16 protein-coding genes are annotated in these 16618 nt (G+C 60.5%); 4 read left to right on the forward strand and 12 right to left on the reverse strand.

Features of this window, described 5'->3' with window-relative positions; all coding sequences use genetic code 11:
• The first annotated feature begins 51 nt into the window (after positions 1 to 51).
• Complete coding sequence (locus ACM6I0_RS29740) at positions 52 to 540, forward strand: DMT family transporter (RefSeq protein WP_414923939.1); 489 nt, start codon at positions 52 to 54, stop codon at positions 538 to 540.
• A gap of 119 nt (positions 541 to 659) precedes the next feature.
• Here the strand turns inward: ACM6I0_RS29740 and ACM6I0_RS29745 are convergent, their stop codons facing one another.
• From ACM6I0_RS29745 to yiaY, 5 genes are all read right to left on the reverse strand, one after another.
• Entirely contained in the window at positions 660 to 1991 is a 1332-nt protein-coding gene (locus ACM6I0_RS29745; protein ID WP_414923940.1) for an MFS transporter, read from the reverse strand.
• Between the two features lie 179 nt (positions 1992 to 2170).
• Complete coding sequence (locus ACM6I0_RS29750) at positions 2171 to 3097, reverse strand: hydroxymethylglutaryl-CoA lyase (protein ID WP_414923941.1); 927 nt, start codon at positions 3095 to 3097, stop codon at positions 2171 to 2173.
• The gene (locus tag ACM6I0_RS29755) at positions 3094 to 4287 is read right to left on the reverse strand and encodes a CaiB/BaiF CoA transferase family protein (protein WP_414923942.1); all 1194 of its coding nucleotides are present in this window, start codon (positions 4285 to 4287) and stop codon (positions 3094 to 3096) included. Before ACM6I0_RS29755 ends, ACM6I0_RS29750 begins: the two co-directional genes overlap by 4 nt.
• Before the next feature lie 236 nt (positions 4288 to 4523).
• Positions 4524 to 5432: a LysR substrate-binding domain-containing protein gene (locus tag ACM6I0_RS29760; protein WP_285430142.1), complete on the reverse strand. Its 909-nt coding sequence runs from the start codon at positions 5430 to 5432 to the stop codon at positions 4524 to 4526.
• Between the two features lie 70 nt (positions 5433 to 5502).
• Positions 5503 to 6651, reverse strand: coding sequence for an L-threonine dehydrogenase (gene yiaY / locus ACM6I0_RS29765; protein ID WP_414923943.1), 1149 nt, complete (start codon positions 6649 to 6651; stop codon positions 5503 to 5505).
• A gap of 155 nt (positions 6652 to 6806) precedes the next feature.
• Between yiaY and ACM6I0_RS29770 the strand changes: the two genes are divergently transcribed.
• Entirely contained in the window at positions 6807 to 7826 is a 1020-nt protein-coding gene (locus ACM6I0_RS29770; protein WP_285430146.1) for a DUF4917 family protein, read from the forward strand.
• 45 nt (positions 7827 to 7871) lie between these two features.
• Here the strand turns inward: ACM6I0_RS29770 and ACM6I0_RS29775 are convergent, their stop codons facing one another.
• From ACM6I0_RS29775 to ACM6I0_RS29785, 3 genes are all read right to left on the reverse strand, one after another.
• Positions 7872 to 8216 (reverse strand): YegP family protein, encoded by a 345-nt coding sequence (locus ACM6I0_RS29775; protein WP_285430147.1) that lies wholly within the window; start codon positions 8214 to 8216, stop codon positions 7872 to 7874.
• 173 nt (positions 8217 to 8389) lie between these two features.
• Complete coding sequence (locus ACM6I0_RS29780; protein WP_285430148.1) at positions 8390 to 8695, reverse strand: ribbon-helix-helix domain-containing protein; 306 nt, start codon at positions 8693 to 8695, stop codon at positions 8390 to 8392.
• 14 nt (positions 8696 to 8709) lie between these two features.
• A complete protein-coding gene (locus tag ACM6I0_RS29785) occupies positions 8710 to 9291 on the reverse strand; it encodes a DJ-1/PfpI family protein (RefSeq protein WP_208671650.1) in 582 nt (193 codons plus the stop codon).
• Positions 9292 to 9558: 267 nt separating this feature from the next.
• On the opposite strand from ACM6I0_RS29785, the gene ACM6I0_RS29790 reads away from it, so the two are divergent.
• A complete protein-coding gene (locus ACM6I0_RS29790; RefSeq protein ID WP_285430150.1) occupies positions 9559 to 10464 on the forward strand; it encodes a DMT family transporter in 906 nt (301 codons plus the stop codon).
• 69 nt (positions 10465 to 10533) lie between these two features.
• On the opposite strand, the gene ACM6I0_RS29795 is transcribed toward ACM6I0_RS29790, so the two are convergent.
• The 4 genes from ACM6I0_RS29795 to ACM6I0_RS29810 all read right to left on the reverse strand — a co-directional run bounded on the left by ACM6I0_RS29795 (position 10534) and on the right by ACM6I0_RS29810 (position 14015).
• The gene (locus ACM6I0_RS29795; RefSeq protein ID WP_414923944.1) at positions 10534 to 11748 is read right to left on the reverse strand and encodes a class I SAM-dependent methyltransferase; all 1215 of its coding nucleotides are present in this window, start codon (positions 11746 to 11748) and stop codon (positions 10534 to 10536) included.
• A gap of 213 nt (positions 11749 to 11961) precedes the next feature.
• Positions 11962 to 12579 (reverse strand): TPM domain-containing protein, encoded by a 618-nt coding sequence (locus ACM6I0_RS29800; RefSeq protein ID WP_414923945.1) that lies wholly within the window; start codon positions 12577 to 12579, stop codon positions 11962 to 11964.
• 31 nt (positions 12580 to 12610) lie between these two features.
• A complete protein-coding gene (locus ACM6I0_RS29805) occupies positions 12611 to 13366 on the reverse strand; it encodes a TPM domain-containing protein (RefSeq protein WP_285430153.1) in 756 nt (251 codons plus the stop codon).
• A gap of 40 nt (positions 13367 to 13406) precedes the next feature.
• Positions 13407 to 14015, reverse strand: coding sequence for a LemA family protein (locus ACM6I0_RS29810; protein ID WP_285430154.1), 609 nt, complete (start codon positions 14013 to 14015; stop codon positions 13407 to 13409).
• A gap of 238 nt (positions 14016 to 14253) precedes the next feature.
• On the opposite strand from ACM6I0_RS29810, the gene bglX reads away from it, so the two are divergent.
• Positions 14254 to 16545 (forward strand): beta-glucosidase BglX, encoded by a 2292-nt coding sequence (gene bglX, locus ACM6I0_RS29815; RefSeq protein ID WP_414923946.1) that lies wholly within the window; start codon positions 14254 to 14256, stop codon positions 16543 to 16545.
• The last annotated feature ends 73 nt before the right edge of the window (positions 16546 to 16618 follow it).

Genomic DNA, 16618 nt, shown 5'->3' on the forward strand with positions numbered 1-16618 from the left:
ATCTGCGCGACGAATACTCTAGAGTCCAGCAAAACCTGTTGGAGAATGATCATGAGTACATTGCATTGGGCCGGCCTGTTGCTGCTGGCCTTGGTTGCCGGGGCGGTGGTGCCGTTTCAGAGCGCGATCAATGCCAATCTGGGGCGAGGACTGGGCCATCCGTTGTGGGCGACGCTTGCGTCATTGCTGGTGAGTATTTTGGTGTTGTTGCCGATCCTGTTGGCCCTGCGTTTGCCGTTGCCGCCGCTGCAGTTCGTTAGCAAGGCGCCACTGTGGATGTGGGCCGGTGGGGCGTTTGGGGTGTGTTTTATTTCGTTGGCGCTGGTGTTGCTGCCCAAGCTCGGGGCGTCAGGTTTTTTAGCCTTGGCGCTGGCGGGGCAAGTGCTGGCGTCTCTGGCGCTGGATCACTATGGGCTGTTTGGGTTGGTGGAGCGGCAGATGACCATGTCGCGGGCGTTCGGGGCCTTGTTGCTGATGGCAGGAGTGGCGTTGATTCAGTTCAGTGCTGTGCCGGCTAAGGGTTTGGTGACGCCAGGTTGAGGTTGACTGTCACCCGCCATCGCGAGCAGGCTCGCTCCCACAGTTGATCGGCGGCGTGGTGCAGATCGAGTGTGGGAGCGAGCCTGCTCGCGATGGCGGCCTGAACAGCACCGCTGGTTTCAGAACTTGTCGAGCGTGCGCAGCTTCTGCGGCAACCCCCACAACAGCAACGCAACCGCGATCAATGCGCAGACACCAATGACGTACAACGCCGGCGTGGTGCTGCCCGTCAGGTCCTTTATCCGCCCGACCATGACCGGGCTGACGATGCCGCCGAACTGCCCGAGTGTGTTGATCACCGCAATCCCGCCAGCGGCCCCGGCACCCGCACCGGCCAGCAGTTTGGGTGGCAGAGTCCAGAAGCTTGGGATGGATGCGATGATCCCTGCACCGAGCAAGCCCAGCGCGACAATCAGGAAAGTCGTGTGGTTGGCGAAGATCCCCGCACAGAAGAACCCGACCGCCCCCACCGCAACCAGGCCAGCGACAAATTTGCGGCGTTCACCGGTCGAGTCGGACAACCGCCCGATCACCACCATGCTGATGGCACCACAAATGTAGGGGATGGCCGTCAGCAAGCCGATCATCACCGGGCTCTCGGTGCCAGCGCTGCGGATCAGTTGCGGTGCCCAGAAATTCAAGCCGTAGGACGCCACCTGAATCAGAAAGTAGATCAGCCCCAGCGTCAGGAACCCGGGAATCCGCAGTGCGGCGAGCAACGAACCGCCGCTCTTGTGCGGTTCATGGTTCGCGATACGGCTGGCCAGCAACGTCTTCTCCGACGGCGTCAGCCAATGGGCGTCTTCGATGCGATCCTTGAGCAAGGTCAGCACCAACAGGCCGAGGCCGATGCACGGCACGCCACCGAGCAGAAACAGCCAATGCCAGCCGCGCATGTCGAGGAAGCCGTCGAGGTGCTGCAGCACCAGCCCGGAGAACGGTGCGCCGACCAGTCCGGCAAATGCCGACGACAGAAACAGCATCGAGGTGATGCGTCCACGATAGTGCTGCGGGAACCACAGCGTCAGGTAATACAGGACGCCGGGGGCGAAACCGGCTTCCATAGCGCCGATAACGAAGCGCAAGGCGTAGAACTGCCATTCGCTGTTGACGAAGACCATGGCCGCCGTCGCGAGGCCCCAGGACATCATGATCCGGGCGATCCAGCGCCGGGCGCCGACCTTGTACAGCATCATGTTGCTCGGCACTTCGAAGATCACGTAACCGACCACGAACAGCCCGGCGCCGAGGCCATAGGCGGTGTCGCTCAGGCTCAGGTCGGTTTGCAACTGGAACTTGGCGAAGCTGATGTTGATGCGGTCGAAAAAAGCGAACAGGTAGCAGACCATGATCAGCGGCATCAAGCGCCAGGCGACTTTGCTGACCAGGGCTTTTTCTTCGTCGTGGCTAACGGACGGGCTCGCGCCCGCCTCCAGTACATTGAGGCTCATGATGGATCTCCAGGCGGACTTCCCGTGGGTGTCCGATTGTTTTTGTTGTCTGGTTGAATGGAACGATTTGGATCTGTGGGAGTGAGCCTGCTCGCGATATCGGTGGGTCAGTCGACATCATTTTCGGATGTGACTCAGTCATCGCGAGCAGGCTCACTCCCACAAGGGATTCGGTGTGATCAGGACGGCATTGGATGCAAATCGCAATTGCGCCCGGCCTTGGCCAACTGACCGGGCACTTCATGGCCCAGCAGCGCCGGCAACCCTCGGGACAGTTTCAGCAACAGCGGCAAGTCGATGCCGGTGTGAATGCCGATTTCATCGCACAAGTTGACCAGATCTTCAGTGCAGATATTGCCCGAGGCACCCGGCGCGAACGGACAACCGCCGAGTCCACCAAGGGCCGCATCGAAGCGCCGCGCGCCAGCCTCGTAGGCCGCCAGCACGTTGCACAACCCAAGCCCGCGAGTGTTGTGGAAATGCAGGGTCAGATCCGCCGGTGAAACCCGCTGCAACACCCGCCGCACCAGACGATCAACCTGGCGCGGATTGGCCATGCCGGTGGTGTCGGCCAGGGTGATGCCCTGAATCCCGAGTTCCTGATAGGCCTCGACGATTTGCAAGACGCGATCCTCGTCGATCTTGCCTTCGAACGGGCAACCGAAAGTGGTGGCGATGCTGCCGTTGAGCCGCACTTGCGTGCCGCCCACGTAGTTCACGATTTCGCCGAACGCGGCCAGCGAGTCTTCGCAACGCATGCGCATATTGGCCAGGTTGTGCGTCTGGCTGGCGGACATCACCAGGTTCAGCTCATCGGCGCTACACGCCAGCGCCCGTTGTGCGCCCTTGAGGTTGGGGATCAACGCCACGTAGATCACGCCCGGTTGCCGGGCAATGCCCTGGAACACCAGCTCGCCATCGCGCAACGCTGGAATGGCTTTGGGCGAAACGAACGAACCGGCTTCGATGCGAGTGAAACCAGCCTGTGACAGCTGATCGATCAAGGCAATCTTGTCGACGGTTTCGACCCAGGTCGGCTCGATCTGCAAGCCGTCGCGGGGTGAAACTTCCTGAACGATCAGGGTTTCTGAAAAATCAGTGATCATTGCACCACCCCTGCAGTTTTCAGGCGTTCGATGTCGGATGCCGTCAGGCCTAATTCCGCGAGAATACCGTCGGTGTGTTGGCCCAGACTTGGCCCGGACCAGTTCACGCCACCAGGGGTTTCAGACATTTTCGGCACGATGCCAGGCATTTTCACCGTGGCGCCGCCGGGCAAGTCGGCGCTGAGCAGCATGTCCCGCGCCTGATAGTGCGGATCGGCGACGATATCGGCCACCGAGTAGATGCGCCCGGCCGGCACTTCGGCGGCTTCCAGCGCGGCCAATACTTCATCGATTGGCAAGCTGCTGGTCCAGTGCGTGATCGCCGCATCGAGCACATTGCTCTTCAATGCACGACCGTCGTTATGGGCAAATTCTGCTGCGTCGGCCAGATCACGGCGACCGACCACTGCCATCAGGCGCTTGTAAATCGGGTCGCTGTTGCCGGCGATCACCACGTAGGCGCCATCGGCCGTCAGGTAAGTATTGGACGGCGCGATGCCTGGCAAGGCGCCGCCGCTGCGCTCACGAACATGGCCGAGCATGTCGTATTCCGGCACCAGGCTTTCCATCACGTTGAACACGCTTTCGGCCAGGGACACATCGACCACTTGCCCGCCGCCCTGCCCGGTCTTGACCCGCAGCAACGACATCAACGCACCGATCACCGCGTGCAACGACGCCAGGGAATCGCCGAGGCTGACGCCGACCCGCGCCGGTGGAGAACCGGGGGTGCCGGTGGTGTAGCGAATCCCGCCCATGGCCTCGCCGATGGCGCCGAACCCCGGGCGGTCGCGATACGGGCCGGTCTGGCCGTAACCGGAAATGCGCACCAGCGTCAGGTTGGGATTGAGGGCGTGCAACACGTCCCAGCCCAGACCGAGTTTCTCCAGGGCGCCGGGGCGCAGGTTTTCGATCAACACGTCGGCGCTGGTCGCCAGTTGCTTGACCAGTTCAATGCCTTCGGGGGATTTCAGGTTCAACGCCAGGGACTTCTTGTTTCGCGATTGCAGGTACCACCACAGCGACGTGCCTTCGTGCAGCTTGCGCCATTTGCGCAGCGGGTCGCCCTGGCCCATGGCTTCGATCTTGATCACTTCGGCGCCGAACTCGGCGAGCATGCGCGCGGCGAACGGCGCGGCAATCAGCGTGCCGATCTCGATCACTTTGATTGCACTTAACGGGGCAGTCATCGCGGGTACCTCATGTTGTTCTTGGAATATGCGCCAAGGCTAGAGGACCCGCGGGCGATGAATCCAACCCTCAATCGGCAACCTTCGTTCGCGAAACGCGAACGCTCTGACATTTGCGCGACCTTAGGTCAGTCATCGCGAGCAGGCTCGCTCCCACAAGGAATTTATGAACGTCACAAATCCACTGTGGGAGCGAGCCTGCTCGCGAAGAGCCCGGCCCAGTCAGTAAAGAACCGTCAGACCGGCCCGCGCAAATGCTCAAACAACATCCGGCTCACCGGCGACAACGCCGCTTCATCACGCACGACCAGGATGAGCGCCCGATCCGACCAGTCATCCGTCAGCGGCACCGCATGCAAACCCAGCGCCCGGCCAAACAGTTCATAGGCTTTTTGCGGCAGGATGCCGATACCCATGTTGGCCTGGACCATGCGACACATCGCATCGAACCCCGGCACATGAATCCTCAGGCGCAGCACCTTGCCTGCCTTGCGTGCGGCGGCGTGGGTGCGCATGTTGATCGAACTGGCGGCGTGCAGGCCGACGTAATCGCTGTCCAGCGTGTCGGTGAAGGCCAGGCTGGAACGACTGGCCAACGGATGATCGGACGGCATCAGCACCACCAATTTGTCCTGGCGATAAAGGACGCTGTGCAGACCTTTGACGTCGCTGTCACTGGAGCAGATCCCAAGATCAGCCACGCCATCAAGTACCCCTTGAATCACACCGCTGCTGGGGCGTTCTTCGAGGTCGGTCTTGACCTGGGAATGACGCGCGGAAAAATCGCGCAGGTCTTCGGGCAGAAACTGAATGATCGCCGACAGGTTGGCGAGCATCCGCACATAACCACGAATACCGTGGCTGTGCTCGCCCAGTTCCAGGCCCATTTTTTCGACGTTGAACAACATCTGCCGGGCATGATGCAGCAGGGTTTCACCGGCCGCCGTCAGGGTCATGCCTTTGGCCTGGCGCACGAACAGACTGATCCCGAACGCTTCCTCCAACTCCATCAGCCGCTTGCTGGCCGCCGACACCGCAATCGCTTCGCGCGTCGCGGCACGGGTCAACGTGCCTTCCTCATGGACGGCGACGAACAGCTGGAGAGTGATCAGGTCGAGGCGGCGGATCAGGCTTTTTTGCAGCATCAGGGACTCGGCAATGTCGGCTCGGGCGAGGTCGCAGCATAGCGTCCTTTACGCCCGAACCGTGCCGCCGTTAAAACGCGCTGCGGAAAATCTCCTCGATCTGGCGCTGATCCGCCGCTCGAGGATTGGTCAGGCCGCAGGCGTCTTTTAGTGCATTGGTGGCGAGCATCGGGATGTCGTTGAGCTTGGCGCCAAGTTCACGCAAACCGGCGGGAATGTCCACGTCCCCGGCCAGGCTGCGGATGGCCGAGATGGCCGCTTGAGCGCCTTCTTCCGGGCTGAGACCACGGACATCGGCCCCCATTGCGTGAGCAACGTCGGTCAGACGCGGCGCGCAGACCAGCGCGTTGAAACTTTGTACATGGGGCAACAGCACCGCGTTGCACACACCGTGCGGCAAGTCGTAGAACCCGCCCAACTGGTGAGCCATCGCGTGGACATAACCCAAGGAGGCGTTGTTGAACGCCATGCCGGCAAGGAACTGCGCGTAGGCCATGTTTTCCCGCGCATTCATATCGCTGCCATCGCGGACGGCCAGGCGCAGGTTGTAGCTGATCAAGGTGATGGCTTTCAGTGCGCAGGCATCGGTGATCGGGTTTGCAGCCGTGGAGACGTACGCTTCGATGGCGTGGGTCAAGGCGTCCATACCGGTGGCGGCCGTCAGGCCTTTGGGCATGGCGACCATCAGTGCCGGATCGTTGACCGACAGCAGCGGCGTGACGTTACGGTCGACGATGGCCATTTTCACGTGACGCGACTCGTCGGTGATGATGCAAAAACGGGTCATTTCACTGGCGGTGCCGGCGGTGGTGTTGATGGCAATCAACGGCAGTTGCGGCTTTTGAGATTGATCGACGCCTTCGTAATCACGGATCTGCCCGCCATTGGTCGCACACAACGCGATGCCTTTGGCGCAGTCATGCGGCGAACCACCACCGAGCGAGACCACAAAGTCGCAGCGACTTTCCTTGAGCAGGCCCAGGCCGCGTTCGACGTTGGCAATACTCGGGTTCGGTTTGGCACCATCGAAAATCACCGAATCGATGTCCAAAATCGCCAGTTTTTCGGCAATCATTTTTGCCACGCCGGCCTTGGCCAGCCCGGCGTCAGTGACGATCAGGGCCTTGCGAAAGCAGTACTTGCCGATGGCGACCATGGCTTCGTCCAGGCAACCAGTGCCCATGATGTTCACGGCGGGGGTGAAAAACGTACTGCTCATGAGCGACTCTCCAGGCTGGGCCGAATCGGTGGCGCCGATCCAGCGGATGCCCACAGGATCGGCCCATCGCTCACGCAGTAACTTGATCTGGCTCAAGGGTTGGTCGTGATAAAGTCGCCGCCCATCTGACCTTTTGCCTTGAGACTTTGACCGCAATGACCGATTTCCAGGATGTTGATGCCCAACTTGAAGACTGGAACGCCTTGCGCACCACCGCCTCGATCAGCGGCTTGCTGGTGGGCAACGGCGCCAGCCGCGCGGTGTGGGACGACTTCGGCTACGACTCGCTGTTCGAAAACGCCCGCACCGTCGAAGAAAAACCCCTGAGTCAGTCCGAGCTAAGCGTGTTCGACGCCCTGCAGACGCGCAGTTTCGAACAGGTGCTGAGCGCGCTGAAAACCACCAGCCGGGTCAATAAGGCGCTGGCCGTCAGCTCCGCCGCACCGCGCAATCGCTACTACGCGATCAAGGAAGCGCTGATCAACACCGTTCACGCGGTGCACATCCCGTGGCGGTTGGTGGTGCCTTCGACGCTGGCGGCGATCAGTCTGGAACTGGGCACCTACCGGACGGTGTTCACCACCAACTACGACCTGCTCAACTACTGGGCGATCCAGCATCAGCCTGGGGCGATCACTGATTTGTTCCAGGGCGCCGAACCGGGTTTTGATTTGAGCGCCAAAGCCACCGACCAGACCCGCTTGCTGTACCTGCACGGTGGCCTGCACCTGGTGCGCAATCAGGACGGCACGGCACGCAAATTGATGTCGACCGAAGGCACGTTGCTCGGCAGTTTTGCGATCAACAACACGATCAAGACCCTGGACGATGTGCCGTTGTTCGTGAATGAAGGGCCGGCGCAGGACAAGCTAAAGACCATTCGCAGCTCGGACTATTTGTCGTTTTGCTACGACCAGTTACTGGGCCATGGTGAGGGGTTGTGTCTGTTTGGTCATGCGTTGGGTGAGCAGGACAGTCATATCATCCATGCGCTGCGCCAAGCGAAACCCAAGGTCGTTGCGATCTCGATTTACCCGCGCAGCAAGGCGTTCATCCAGCATCAGAAGCGCCATTACGCGAAGGTGTTTGAGGGGACCGGGAGTGAGTTGCGGTTTTTTGATTCGAAGACCCATGCGTTGGGCAGCCCAAAGCTTACGGTTCCCGTCGAGGTCTGAAGATCGTTCCCACGCTCTGCGTGGGAACGATCTCAAGCGGGGGATTCAGAGTACCGGCAAGGTTTTGTCCTTGATCACGGTGGTCGGCCCGTTGGCCTTGACGCTGGCGATGCCTTTATCCAGCGCGGCGGCTGATGAGTAAGCCTCGCTGCTGCCGATGATCTCGTGGTTGGAAGCCCGCAGATTGAAGTAAGGATGGCCATCCTTGGTGGCTTTCTTTTCGTAGCGCGCATCCAGTGGGCTGTTGGCCTGAACCGAGGCAATCCCTTTGTCGGCGGCGCTGCGGGTGGTGTACAGCTCGCTGGTCAGAATGGTTTCGGCGTTGGCCGCTTTCAGCACAAACCTGAACTGACCATTGCTGCTTTTGCTCACTTCGTACCATCCGGACATGCTCGTTCTCCTTGGCGATTGAGAGGCTTTGCGCTTCAGAGTAAAGACCACGCCGCTACATCTGTCGCCTGTACCGGCCGCATCGCGAGCAAGCTCGCTCCCACAGGTGAGCGCGTTCTACTGTGGGAGCGAGCTTGCTCGCGATGAGGCCAGTAAGGACAGGGTAAACAGCCCTACTTCACGCCCGCGCGCACCACCGACAACTCCGGCGCCTGCACCCGCCGCTGACTCAGATACCGAGTGCAGCTCACCCGCAAAAACGAGGCAAAATTCACCACCTCGCCGCGGTAGTCCATCACCTCTTCATACAGCTTGGCGATCAACTGGTTGGTGGTCATGCCGTCGACCTCGGCGATTTCGCTGAGGATGTCCCAGAACTGATTTTCCAGGCGCAGGGTGGTGACCACCCCGCAGATGCGCAGCGAGCGGGAGCGCGATTCGTAGAGAATCGGATCGGCTTTGACGTAGAGCTCGCACATGCAAATGTCCCTCGTTACAGCGTGATTTTGGTGCCCAGCAACCCGAGGAAACCAGCGAGCCAGCTCGGGTGTGCCGGCCAGGCAGGAGCAGTGGCCAGATTGCCTTGAACGTGACCTTCCGTCACCGGGATATCGATGAACGTGCCGCCGGCCAGGCGGACTTCCGGAGCACAGGCTGGATAGGCGCTGCATTCACGACCTTCTAGAACACCGGCCGCCGCCAGCAGTTGCGCACCGTGGCACACGGCGGCGATCGGTTTGCCGGCCTTGTCGAATGCGCGAACCAGCTCCAGGACTTTTTCGTTCAGGCGCAGGTATTCCGGCGCCCGACCGCCGGGGATCAGCAGCGCGTCGTAATCGGCTTCGGCGACCTTGGCGAAATCGAAGTTCAGGGCGAACAGGTGGCCGGGCTTTTCGCTGTAGGTCTGGTCGCCTTCGAAGTCATGGATGGCCGTGCGTACAGTCTGGCCGGCGGATTTGTCCGGGCAAACGGCGTGCACCGTGTGGCCGACCATCAACAGCGCCTGGAAAGGCACCATCACTTCGTAGTCTTCGACGTAATCGCCGACCAGCATCAGGATTTTCTTGGCAGCCATGGGGAGAGCTCCTCTGGGGAAATGCTTAGGAGTATTCAAGGTAGTCCTTATCCGGGAGGTCGGGTAATAACCAGCTACTACCGAGTTATCGTTCATCGCGAGCAGGCTCACTCCTACAGGGGAACGCATTTCAATGTGGGAGCGGGCTTGCCCGCGATGACGGCTTCAAACTGTACGGATAACTCTACGCCTAGCTGTAACAGCGCTGCGCCCACGGTTTATGGCTATATGGAGGCTCTTCCCGTCACCAATATTCTGGTCCCCATCATGTCCTCGCGCGAAAACACCGGCATGGCCCTCGGCCTGCTCGGCGTTGTGATCTTCAGCCTCACCCTGCCCTTCACTCGGATCGTCGTGCAGGAACTCCATCCGCTGCTCAATGGCCTGGGCAGGGCGCTGTTCGCGGCGGTGCCGGCGGCGATGTTGCTGCTGTGGCGCCGGGAAAAATGGCCGACCTGGAAACAGGTCAAAGGCCTGACGCTGGTGATCGCTGGCGTCATTCTCGGCTTCCCGGTGTTGTCAGCCTGGGCGATGCAAACCTTGCCGGCCTCCCACGGTGCACTGGTCAACGGTTTGCAGCCGTTGTGCGTAGCGCTGTACGCCGCGTGGTTGTCCCACGAACGACCGTCGAAAGCTTTCTGGGCGTGCGCCGCGCTGGGCAGCGCGTTGGTGCTCGGTTATGCGTTGATCAGCGGGGCCGGCAGTATTCAGGCCGGTGATTTACTGATGCTTGGGGCGATTGCCGTGGGCGGCCTGGGTTACGCCGAGGGTGGCCGGTTGGCCAAGGAAATGGGCGGCTGGCAGGTGATCTGCTGGGCGCTGGTGTTGTCGACGCCGTTGTTGATCGGACCGGTGGTGTATTTGGCGCTGCAACATCAAGGCGCGATTTCGGCCAAGACCTGGTGGGCGTTCGGTTACGTCTCGCTGTTTTCGCAGTTCATCGGGTTCTTTGCCTGGTACGCCGGGCTGGCGATGGGCGGCATCGCCAGGGTCAGTCAGATCCAGTTGCTGCAGATTTTCTTCACCATCGCGTTTTCGGCGTTGTTCTTCGGTGAACACATTGAGCCGATCACCTGGCTGTTTGCCGCCGGGGTGATCGTCACGGTGATGCTGGGGCGCAAGACCGCAGTGAAGCCCCATGTGGGAGCGAGCTTGCTCGCGAAGGGGCCCTAACATTCAACATTTATGCTGAATGTAGAGCCGCCATCGCTAGCAAGCTAGCTCCCACAGGATCGCAGGGGATCAGAGGTAGCCGTCAGCCCGCAGCAAGGTTTCCAGGCAATGCTCGCTGATGTGGTAGAAATCCTTCAGGTCCTGAATCTTCACCAACAGCTGGGCCGGGTCCACCGGCTCGGCGCGTTTGACCGCCAGGATCATCTTGTTCTTGTTGGTGTGGTCCAGTGAAATGAACTCGAACACCTTGGTTTCGTAACCACAGGCTTCCAGGAACAGCGCGCGCAAACTGTCGGTGACCATTTCAGCCTGCTGGCCCAGATGCAGACCGTATTGAAGCATCGGCTTGAGCAGCGCCGGGCTCTGGATTTGCAGGCGGATCTGTTTGTGGCAGCACGGCGAGCACATGATGATCGAAGCGCCGGAGCGGATGCCGGTGTGAATCGCATAGTCGGTGGCGATGTCGCAGGCGTGCAGCGCGATCATCACGTCCAGCTCGCTCGGCGCCACGCTGCGCACGTCGCCGCACTTGAACACCAGCCCCGGGTGCTCAAGCTTTGCCGCGGCGGCGTTGCACAGGTTGACCATTTCCTCGCGCAACTCGACGCCGGTCACCACGGCTTCGGCATTCAAGGTGTTGCGCAGGTAGTCGTGAATCGCGAACGTCAGGTAACCCTTGCCCGAACCGAAATCCGCCACCTGCACCGGCTTGTCCAACGCCAGCGGTGAAGTGGTCAGCGCATGGCTGAAGACTTCGATGAACTTGTTGATCTGCTTCCACTTGCGCGACATCGCCGGGATCAGCTCGTGCTTGCTGTTCGTCACGCCCAGGTCGGCGAGGAACGGACGGTTCAGGTCCAGATAGCGGTTTTTCTCGCGGTTGTGCTCGGCGGACGGCACTTCACGCAATTGCTGAGGTTTGCTCTTGAACAGTGAAGACTTGCCCTTTTTGCTGTATTCGAGCTGAGCTTCATCGGTTAACGAGAGTAAATGCGCATTTTTGAACGAGGCCGGCAGCAGCGCGGCGAGGGTCGCCACGCCCTCGGCAATCGGCAGGTTCTTGGTGATGTCGCGCGTTTTGTAGCGGTAGACGAAGGACAGGCACGGCTGATCCTTGACGGTGAGCTGCTTGATGATCAACCGCTGCAAATCGGCTTCGGTGCCGACGTACTTGGCCAGGACCAGTTTGATGAAGGCGTTCTGGTCGAGGCTGGTTTGCAACAAGTCGATGAACTGGGCGTGGTGATCCGGCGCGAGGCTGGCGGGAGTGGCGGTGACAGACATGTAAAAACGGCCTCGGACGGTGCGGATCAGGGAATGGCGGGTATTTTAGGGGGGATGGCCGTCCGGGACACGCAGTTATTTACGAACGGCTTCCTGGTTTCGGCGCAGAGCTCTGTGGGAGCGGGCTTGCCCGCGATAACGGTGGGCCAGTCGGCATCCATGCTGAAGTCAGATCGCAATCGCGGGCAAGCCCGCTCCCACATGGGATCAGCGTCAGCCTAAAACCACCAACCGGTTCGGCAATTCATTGCGCACCTGGGTCACCGGCACATGCACTTTCAGCAACTCGCCACAGGCTTCCACACATGTCACAAACCCCTGCAAGGTCTGCCCCTGCTTAACCTGCTCGGTAAATGCCGCGACAATCGTGTCCCAGTGCTTGTTGTCCAGTCGCTTGGAAATCCCTTCATCCACCAGGATCTCCACATAACGCTCGGCTTCACAAACAAAGATCAGCATCCCCGTGCTGCCGACGGTGTGATGCAGGTTTTGCTCCAGGAACTGTCGGCGCGCCAGGTTGGACGCCCGCCAATGCCGAACCGAACGCGGGACCAGGTGCGTGGTGACGCGGGGAAGGCGAAACACCAGGCACAGCACGATAAAGGCGATCCACTGGACCAGCAGCAAACTGTGCAAGGTCAGCCAGCCGGTGAGGTAATGCACGATGCCCGGCACCATCAGCGCCAGCAGGCTGGCCCACAGCAGCGGGATGTACGCATAGTCATCGGCGCGGGCTGCGAGCACGGTCACCAGTTCCGCGTCGGTGTCGCGCTCGACCCGGGCAATCGCCTCGGCGACTTTGCGTTGTTCGTGTTCAGTCAGTAATGCCATGTTTATGAATGCCCGCTCGCTATTGTTTTTATCACCAGCCGCCCGACGAACCGCCGCCCCCGAAACTGCCCCCGCCGCCGCTGAAGCCCCCGCCTCCACCGCCGCCGCCAAATCCTCCGCCGCCGAAACCGCCTCCCGAACTGCCTCGGCCGCCACCACCACTGGGCAGGATGCCAAGCATCTGGCAAACGAAAATCGTCAGGATAAACAGCATCACCAGAAACACGAATACGCCGGGGTGACGCGACACGAAGTCGCTGCTCTCGTCACCTCGCGGTTCATAGACCGTCGACGGCTCATCCAGTGGATTGCCGCCCAGCACCACCAGCATCGCCGCGACCCCGTCGCTGATGCCCTTGCTGAAGTTGCCGGTCTTGAACGCGGGCGTGATCACCTGATTGATGATCACCGAACTCTGCGCATCGGTCAGCCGGTCTTCCAGGCCATAACCGACTTCGATCCGCAACTTGCGTTCATCGCGCGCAACGATCAGCAATGCGCCGTTGTTCTTGTCCTTCTGGCCGATGCCCCAGGCTCGACCGAGTTGATAACCGAAGTCGGCAATGTCGGTGCCCTGCAGGTTCGGCAACGTGACCACCACCAACTGCTCGCCGGTGGCTTTTTCGTGGGCCTGGAGCTGTTGCGTCAGTTGCTCGCGCACCGCCGGCTCGATCATCTGGGCGTTATCGACCACCCGCCCGGTCAACTCCGGAAACTTCAATTCAGCCTGGGCCGTCAGGGCAAACACCCAGAGCAACAGCACCAGGCCCACTTTCAACACGCGCATTGGCAACCTCATCCGTGGTGACGCTTGGCCCTTTTGCCGATCAGAACTTCACTTCAGGCGCTTTTTCGGCACCGGGGCTGGTGGCTTCGAAGGTTTCGCGGATCGGCAAATCGCTGTACAGCACGGTGTGCCAGAGGCGACCCGGAAAGGTGCGGATTTCGGTGTTGTACTTCTGCACCGCAAGGATGAAGTCGCGACGCGCCACGGCGATGCGGTTCTCGGTGCCTTCAAGCTGCGACTGCAACGCCAGGAAGTTCTGGTTGGCCTTGAGGTCCGGGTAACGCTCGGACACCACCATCAAACGGCTCAGGGCACCGGTCAGTTGATCCTGCGCCTGCTGGAATTGCTTGAGTTTTTCTGGATTGTCCAGTGTGTTGGCGTCCACCTGGATCGAGGTGGCCTTGGCCCGGGCTTCGATCACCGCAGTCAGGGTCTCTTCCTCGTGCTTGGCGTAGCCCTTGACGGTCTCCACCAGGTTGGGGATCAGGTCGGCGCGGCGCTGATACTGGTTCTGTACCTGGCCCCAGGCTGCCTTGGCCTGTTCATCCAGGGTCGGAATAGTGTTGATGCCGCAACCGGCCAACAGCGTGGTCAGCAACATCAAGACTGCCACCTGCAGGCTCGACCGATAGTGGTGTCGTACATTCATCTGGTTGACGCTCCCTTGCACATTCCGTTGATAAGCAACCTGCAACCCTCTGACCGGACTCTTGGGGCATAATCTGCCGCCGCCACTGGATTGCATCGAGCCAATGGGCTAAAAGATGCCCCAGCGCTAAAAACACGACAGAAGTGTGCTGCATTTACCTGAACAACAATAGTCGCTCCCTAAATTTTGGCTGACCGGCGCGTATTCACTGCCGTTTAGGCCTTTGAGAAAACAATTCATGAAGAAGCTGTGTTTGCTGGGCCTGTTCGTCAGTCTGGCCAGTCATACCGTATTGGCCGCCACGACGCCCGCACCTCTAGAGAACAAGGACGCTTTCATCAGCAACCTGATGAAGCAAATGACCCTTGATGAAAAGATCGGCCAGTTGCGCCTGATCAGCATCGGCCCGGAAATGCCTCGGGAGTTGATCCGCAAGGAGATCGCCGCCGGTAACATCGGCGGCACGTTCAACTCGATTACCCGCCCGGAAAACCGTCCGATGCAGGACGCGGCCATGCGCAGTCGGTTGAAGATCCCGATGTTCTTCGCCTATGACGTGATACACGGTCACAGAACCATTTTCCCGATCCCGCTGGCCCTGGCTTCGAGCTGGGACATGGACGCCATTGGCCTGTCCGGGCGCATCGCCGCCAAGGAAGCAGCGGCTGACAGCCTCGACATCACCTTCGCGCCGATGGTCGACATCTCCCGCGATCCGCGATGGGGCCGCACCTCCGAAGGCTTTGGCGAAGACACTTACCTGGTCTCGCGCATTGCCGGCGTCATGGTCCGGGCCTTCCAGGGCACGGGCGCGAACGCGGCCGACAGCATCATGGCCAGCGTCAAGCACTTTGCCTTGTACGGCGCGGTCGAGGGCGGTCGCGACTACAACGTCGTCGACATGAGCCCGGTCAAGATGTACCAGGATTACCTGCCGCCGTACCGCGCCGCCATCGACGCCGGTGCCGGTGGGGTGATGGTTGCGTTGAACTCGATCAACGGCGTGCCGGCCACGGCCAACACCTGGCTGATGAACGACCTGTTGCGCAAGGAATGGGGCTTCAAAGGCCTGGCAGTCAGTGACCACGGGGCGATTTTCGAGCTGATCAAGCATGGCGTGGCCCGCGACGGTCGCGAAGCCGCGAAACTGGCGATCAAGGCCGGCATCGACATGAGCATGAACGACACTCTGTACGGCAAAGAGCTGCCGGGGCTGTTGAAGGCTGGCGAGATCGAACAGAAAGACATCGATAACGCCGTGCGTGAAGTGCTCGCCGCCAAGTACGACATGGGCCTGTTCAAGGACCCGTACCTGCGCATCGGCAAGGCTGAGGATGATCCGGCCGACACCTACGCCGAAAGCCGCCTGCACCGCGCCGAGGCCCGTGACGTTGCGCGCCGCAGCATGGTGTTGCTGAAGAACCAGGGCGAAACCCTGCCGCTGAAGAAAACCGCGAAAATCGCGCTGGTCGGTCCGTTGGCCAAGGCGCCAATCGACATGATGGGCAGCTGGGCCGCCGCCGGTAAACCCGCGCAATCGGTGACGCTGTTTGATGGCATGAACGCCGCCGTGGCCGACAAGGCGACGCTGATCTATGCCCGTGGCGCCAACATCACCAGCGACAAGAAAGTGCTCGATTACCTCAACTTCCTCAACTTCGATGCCCCGGAAGTGGTGGACGATCCGCGCCCGGCACAAGTGCTGATCGACGAAGCGGTGAAAGCCGCCAAGGATGCCGATGTGGTGGTGGCAGCGGTCGGTGAGTCCCGTGGCATGTCCCACGAATCGTCGAGCCGCACCGATATCAACATTCCGGCCAACCAGCGCGAGCTGATCAAGGCCTTGAAAGCCACCGGCAAACCGCTGGTGCTGGTGTTGATGAACGGCCGTCCACTGACGATTCTCGAAGAGAAAGACCAGGCCGACGCGATTCTGGAAACCTGGTTCAGCGGCACCGAAGGCGGCAACGCCATCGCGGATGTGTTGTTCGGCGACTACAACCCGTCGGGCAAACTGCCGATTACCTTTCCGCGTTCGGTAGGTCAGATTCCGACCTACTACAACCACCTGAGCATTGGCCGGCCGTTCACGCCGGGCAAACCGGGCAACTACACCTCGCAGTATTTCGATGACACCACTGGCCCGCTGTTCCCGTTCGGTTTCGGCTTGAGCTACACCGATTTCAGCCTGAGCGACATGGCGCTATCGTCGACCACGCTGAACAAGACCGGCAAGCTGGACGCCAGCGTCATGGTGAAAAATACCGGCAAGCGTGACGGCGAAACCGTGGTGCAGTTGTACATCCAGGACGTAACCGGCTCGATGATCCGGCCGCTGAAGGAATTGAAGAACTTCCAGAAAGTGATGTTGAAAGCCGGCGAGCAGAAAGTCGTGCACTTCACCATCACTGAAGACGACCTGAAGTTCTTCAACAACCAACTCAAGTACGCGGCGGAGCCTGGCAAGTTCAACGTGCAGATCGGCCTGGATTCCGAGAGCGTGACGCAGCAGAGCTTCGAATTGCTGTAATCCCCGCGGACTGATCGTTCCCACGCTCCGCGTGGGAATGCCTCAAGGGACGCTCCGCGTCCAGTGACGCGGA

The sequence above is a fragment of the Pseudomonas sp. IT-P294 genome (assembly GCF_949767865.1).
Classification (GTDB): Bacteria; Pseudomonadota; Gammaproteobacteria; order Pseudomonadales; family Pseudomonadaceae; genus Aquipseudomonas.

What these genes read in the sequence shown, in the direction of transcription:
- ACM6I0_RS29740 (WP_414923939.1), top strand. Translation starts at nt 52, where the DNA reads ATGAGTACATTGCATTGGGCCGGCCTGTTGCTGCTGGCCTTGGTTGCC.
- ACM6I0_RS29745 (WP_414923940.1), bottom strand. Translation starts at nt 1,991, where the DNA reads ATGAGCCTCAATGTACTGGAGGCGGGCGCGAGCCCGTCCGTTAGCCAC.
- ACM6I0_RS29750 (WP_414923941.1), bottom strand. Translation starts at nt 3,097, where the DNA reads ATGATCACTGATTTTTCAGAAACCCTGATCGTTCAGGAAGTTTCACCC.
- ACM6I0_RS29755 (WP_414923942.1), bottom strand. Translation starts at nt 4,287, where the DNA reads ATGACTGCCCCGTTAAGTGCAATCAAAGTGATCGAGATCGGCACGCTG.
- ACM6I0_RS29760 (WP_285430142.1), bottom strand. Translation starts at nt 5,432, where the DNA reads ATGCTGCAAAAAAGCCTGATCCGCCGCCTCGACCTGATCACTCTCCAG.
- yiaY (WP_414923943.1), bottom strand. Translation starts at nt 6,651, where the DNA reads ATGAGCAGTACGTTTTTCACCCCCGCCGTGAACATCATGGGCACTGGT.
- ACM6I0_RS29770 (WP_285430146.1), top strand. Translation starts at nt 6,807, where the DNA reads ATGACCGATTTCCAGGATGTTGATGCCCAACTTGAAGACTGGAACGCC.
- ACM6I0_RS29775 (WP_285430147.1), bottom strand. Translation starts at nt 8,216, where the DNA reads ATGTCCGGATGGTACGAAGTGAGCAAAAGCAGCAATGGTCAGTTCAGG.
- ACM6I0_RS29780 (WP_285430148.1), bottom strand. Translation starts at nt 8,695, where the DNA reads ATGTGCGAGCTCTACGTCAAAGCCGATCCGATTCTCTACGAATCGCGC.
- ACM6I0_RS29785 (WP_208671650.1), bottom strand. Translation starts at nt 9,291, where the DNA reads ATGGCTGCCAAGAAAATCCTGATGCTGGTCGGCGATTACGTCGAAGAC.
- ACM6I0_RS29790 (WP_285430150.1), top strand. Translation starts at nt 9,559, where the DNA reads ATGTCCTCGCGCGAAAACACCGGCATGGCCCTCGGCCTGCTCGGCGTT.
- ACM6I0_RS29795 (WP_414923944.1), bottom strand. Translation starts at nt 11,748, where the DNA reads ATGTCTGTCACCGCCACTCCCGCCAGCCTCGCGCCGGATCACCACGCC.
- ACM6I0_RS29800 (WP_414923945.1), bottom strand. Translation starts at nt 12,579, where the DNA reads ATGGCATTACTGACTGAACACGAACAACGCAAAGTCGCCGAGGCGATT.
- ACM6I0_RS29805 (WP_285430153.1), bottom strand. Translation starts at nt 13,366, where the DNA reads ATGCGCGTGTTGAAAGTGGGCCTGGTGCTGTTGCTCTGGGTGTTTGCC.
- ACM6I0_RS29810 (WP_285430154.1), bottom strand. Translation starts at nt 14,015, where the DNA reads ATGAATGTACGACACCACTATCGGTCGAGCCTGCAGGTGGCAGTCTTG.
- bglX (WP_414923946.1), top strand. Translation starts at nt 14,254, where the DNA reads ATGAAGAAGCTGTGTTTGCTGGGCCTGTTCGTCAGTCTGGCCAGTCAT.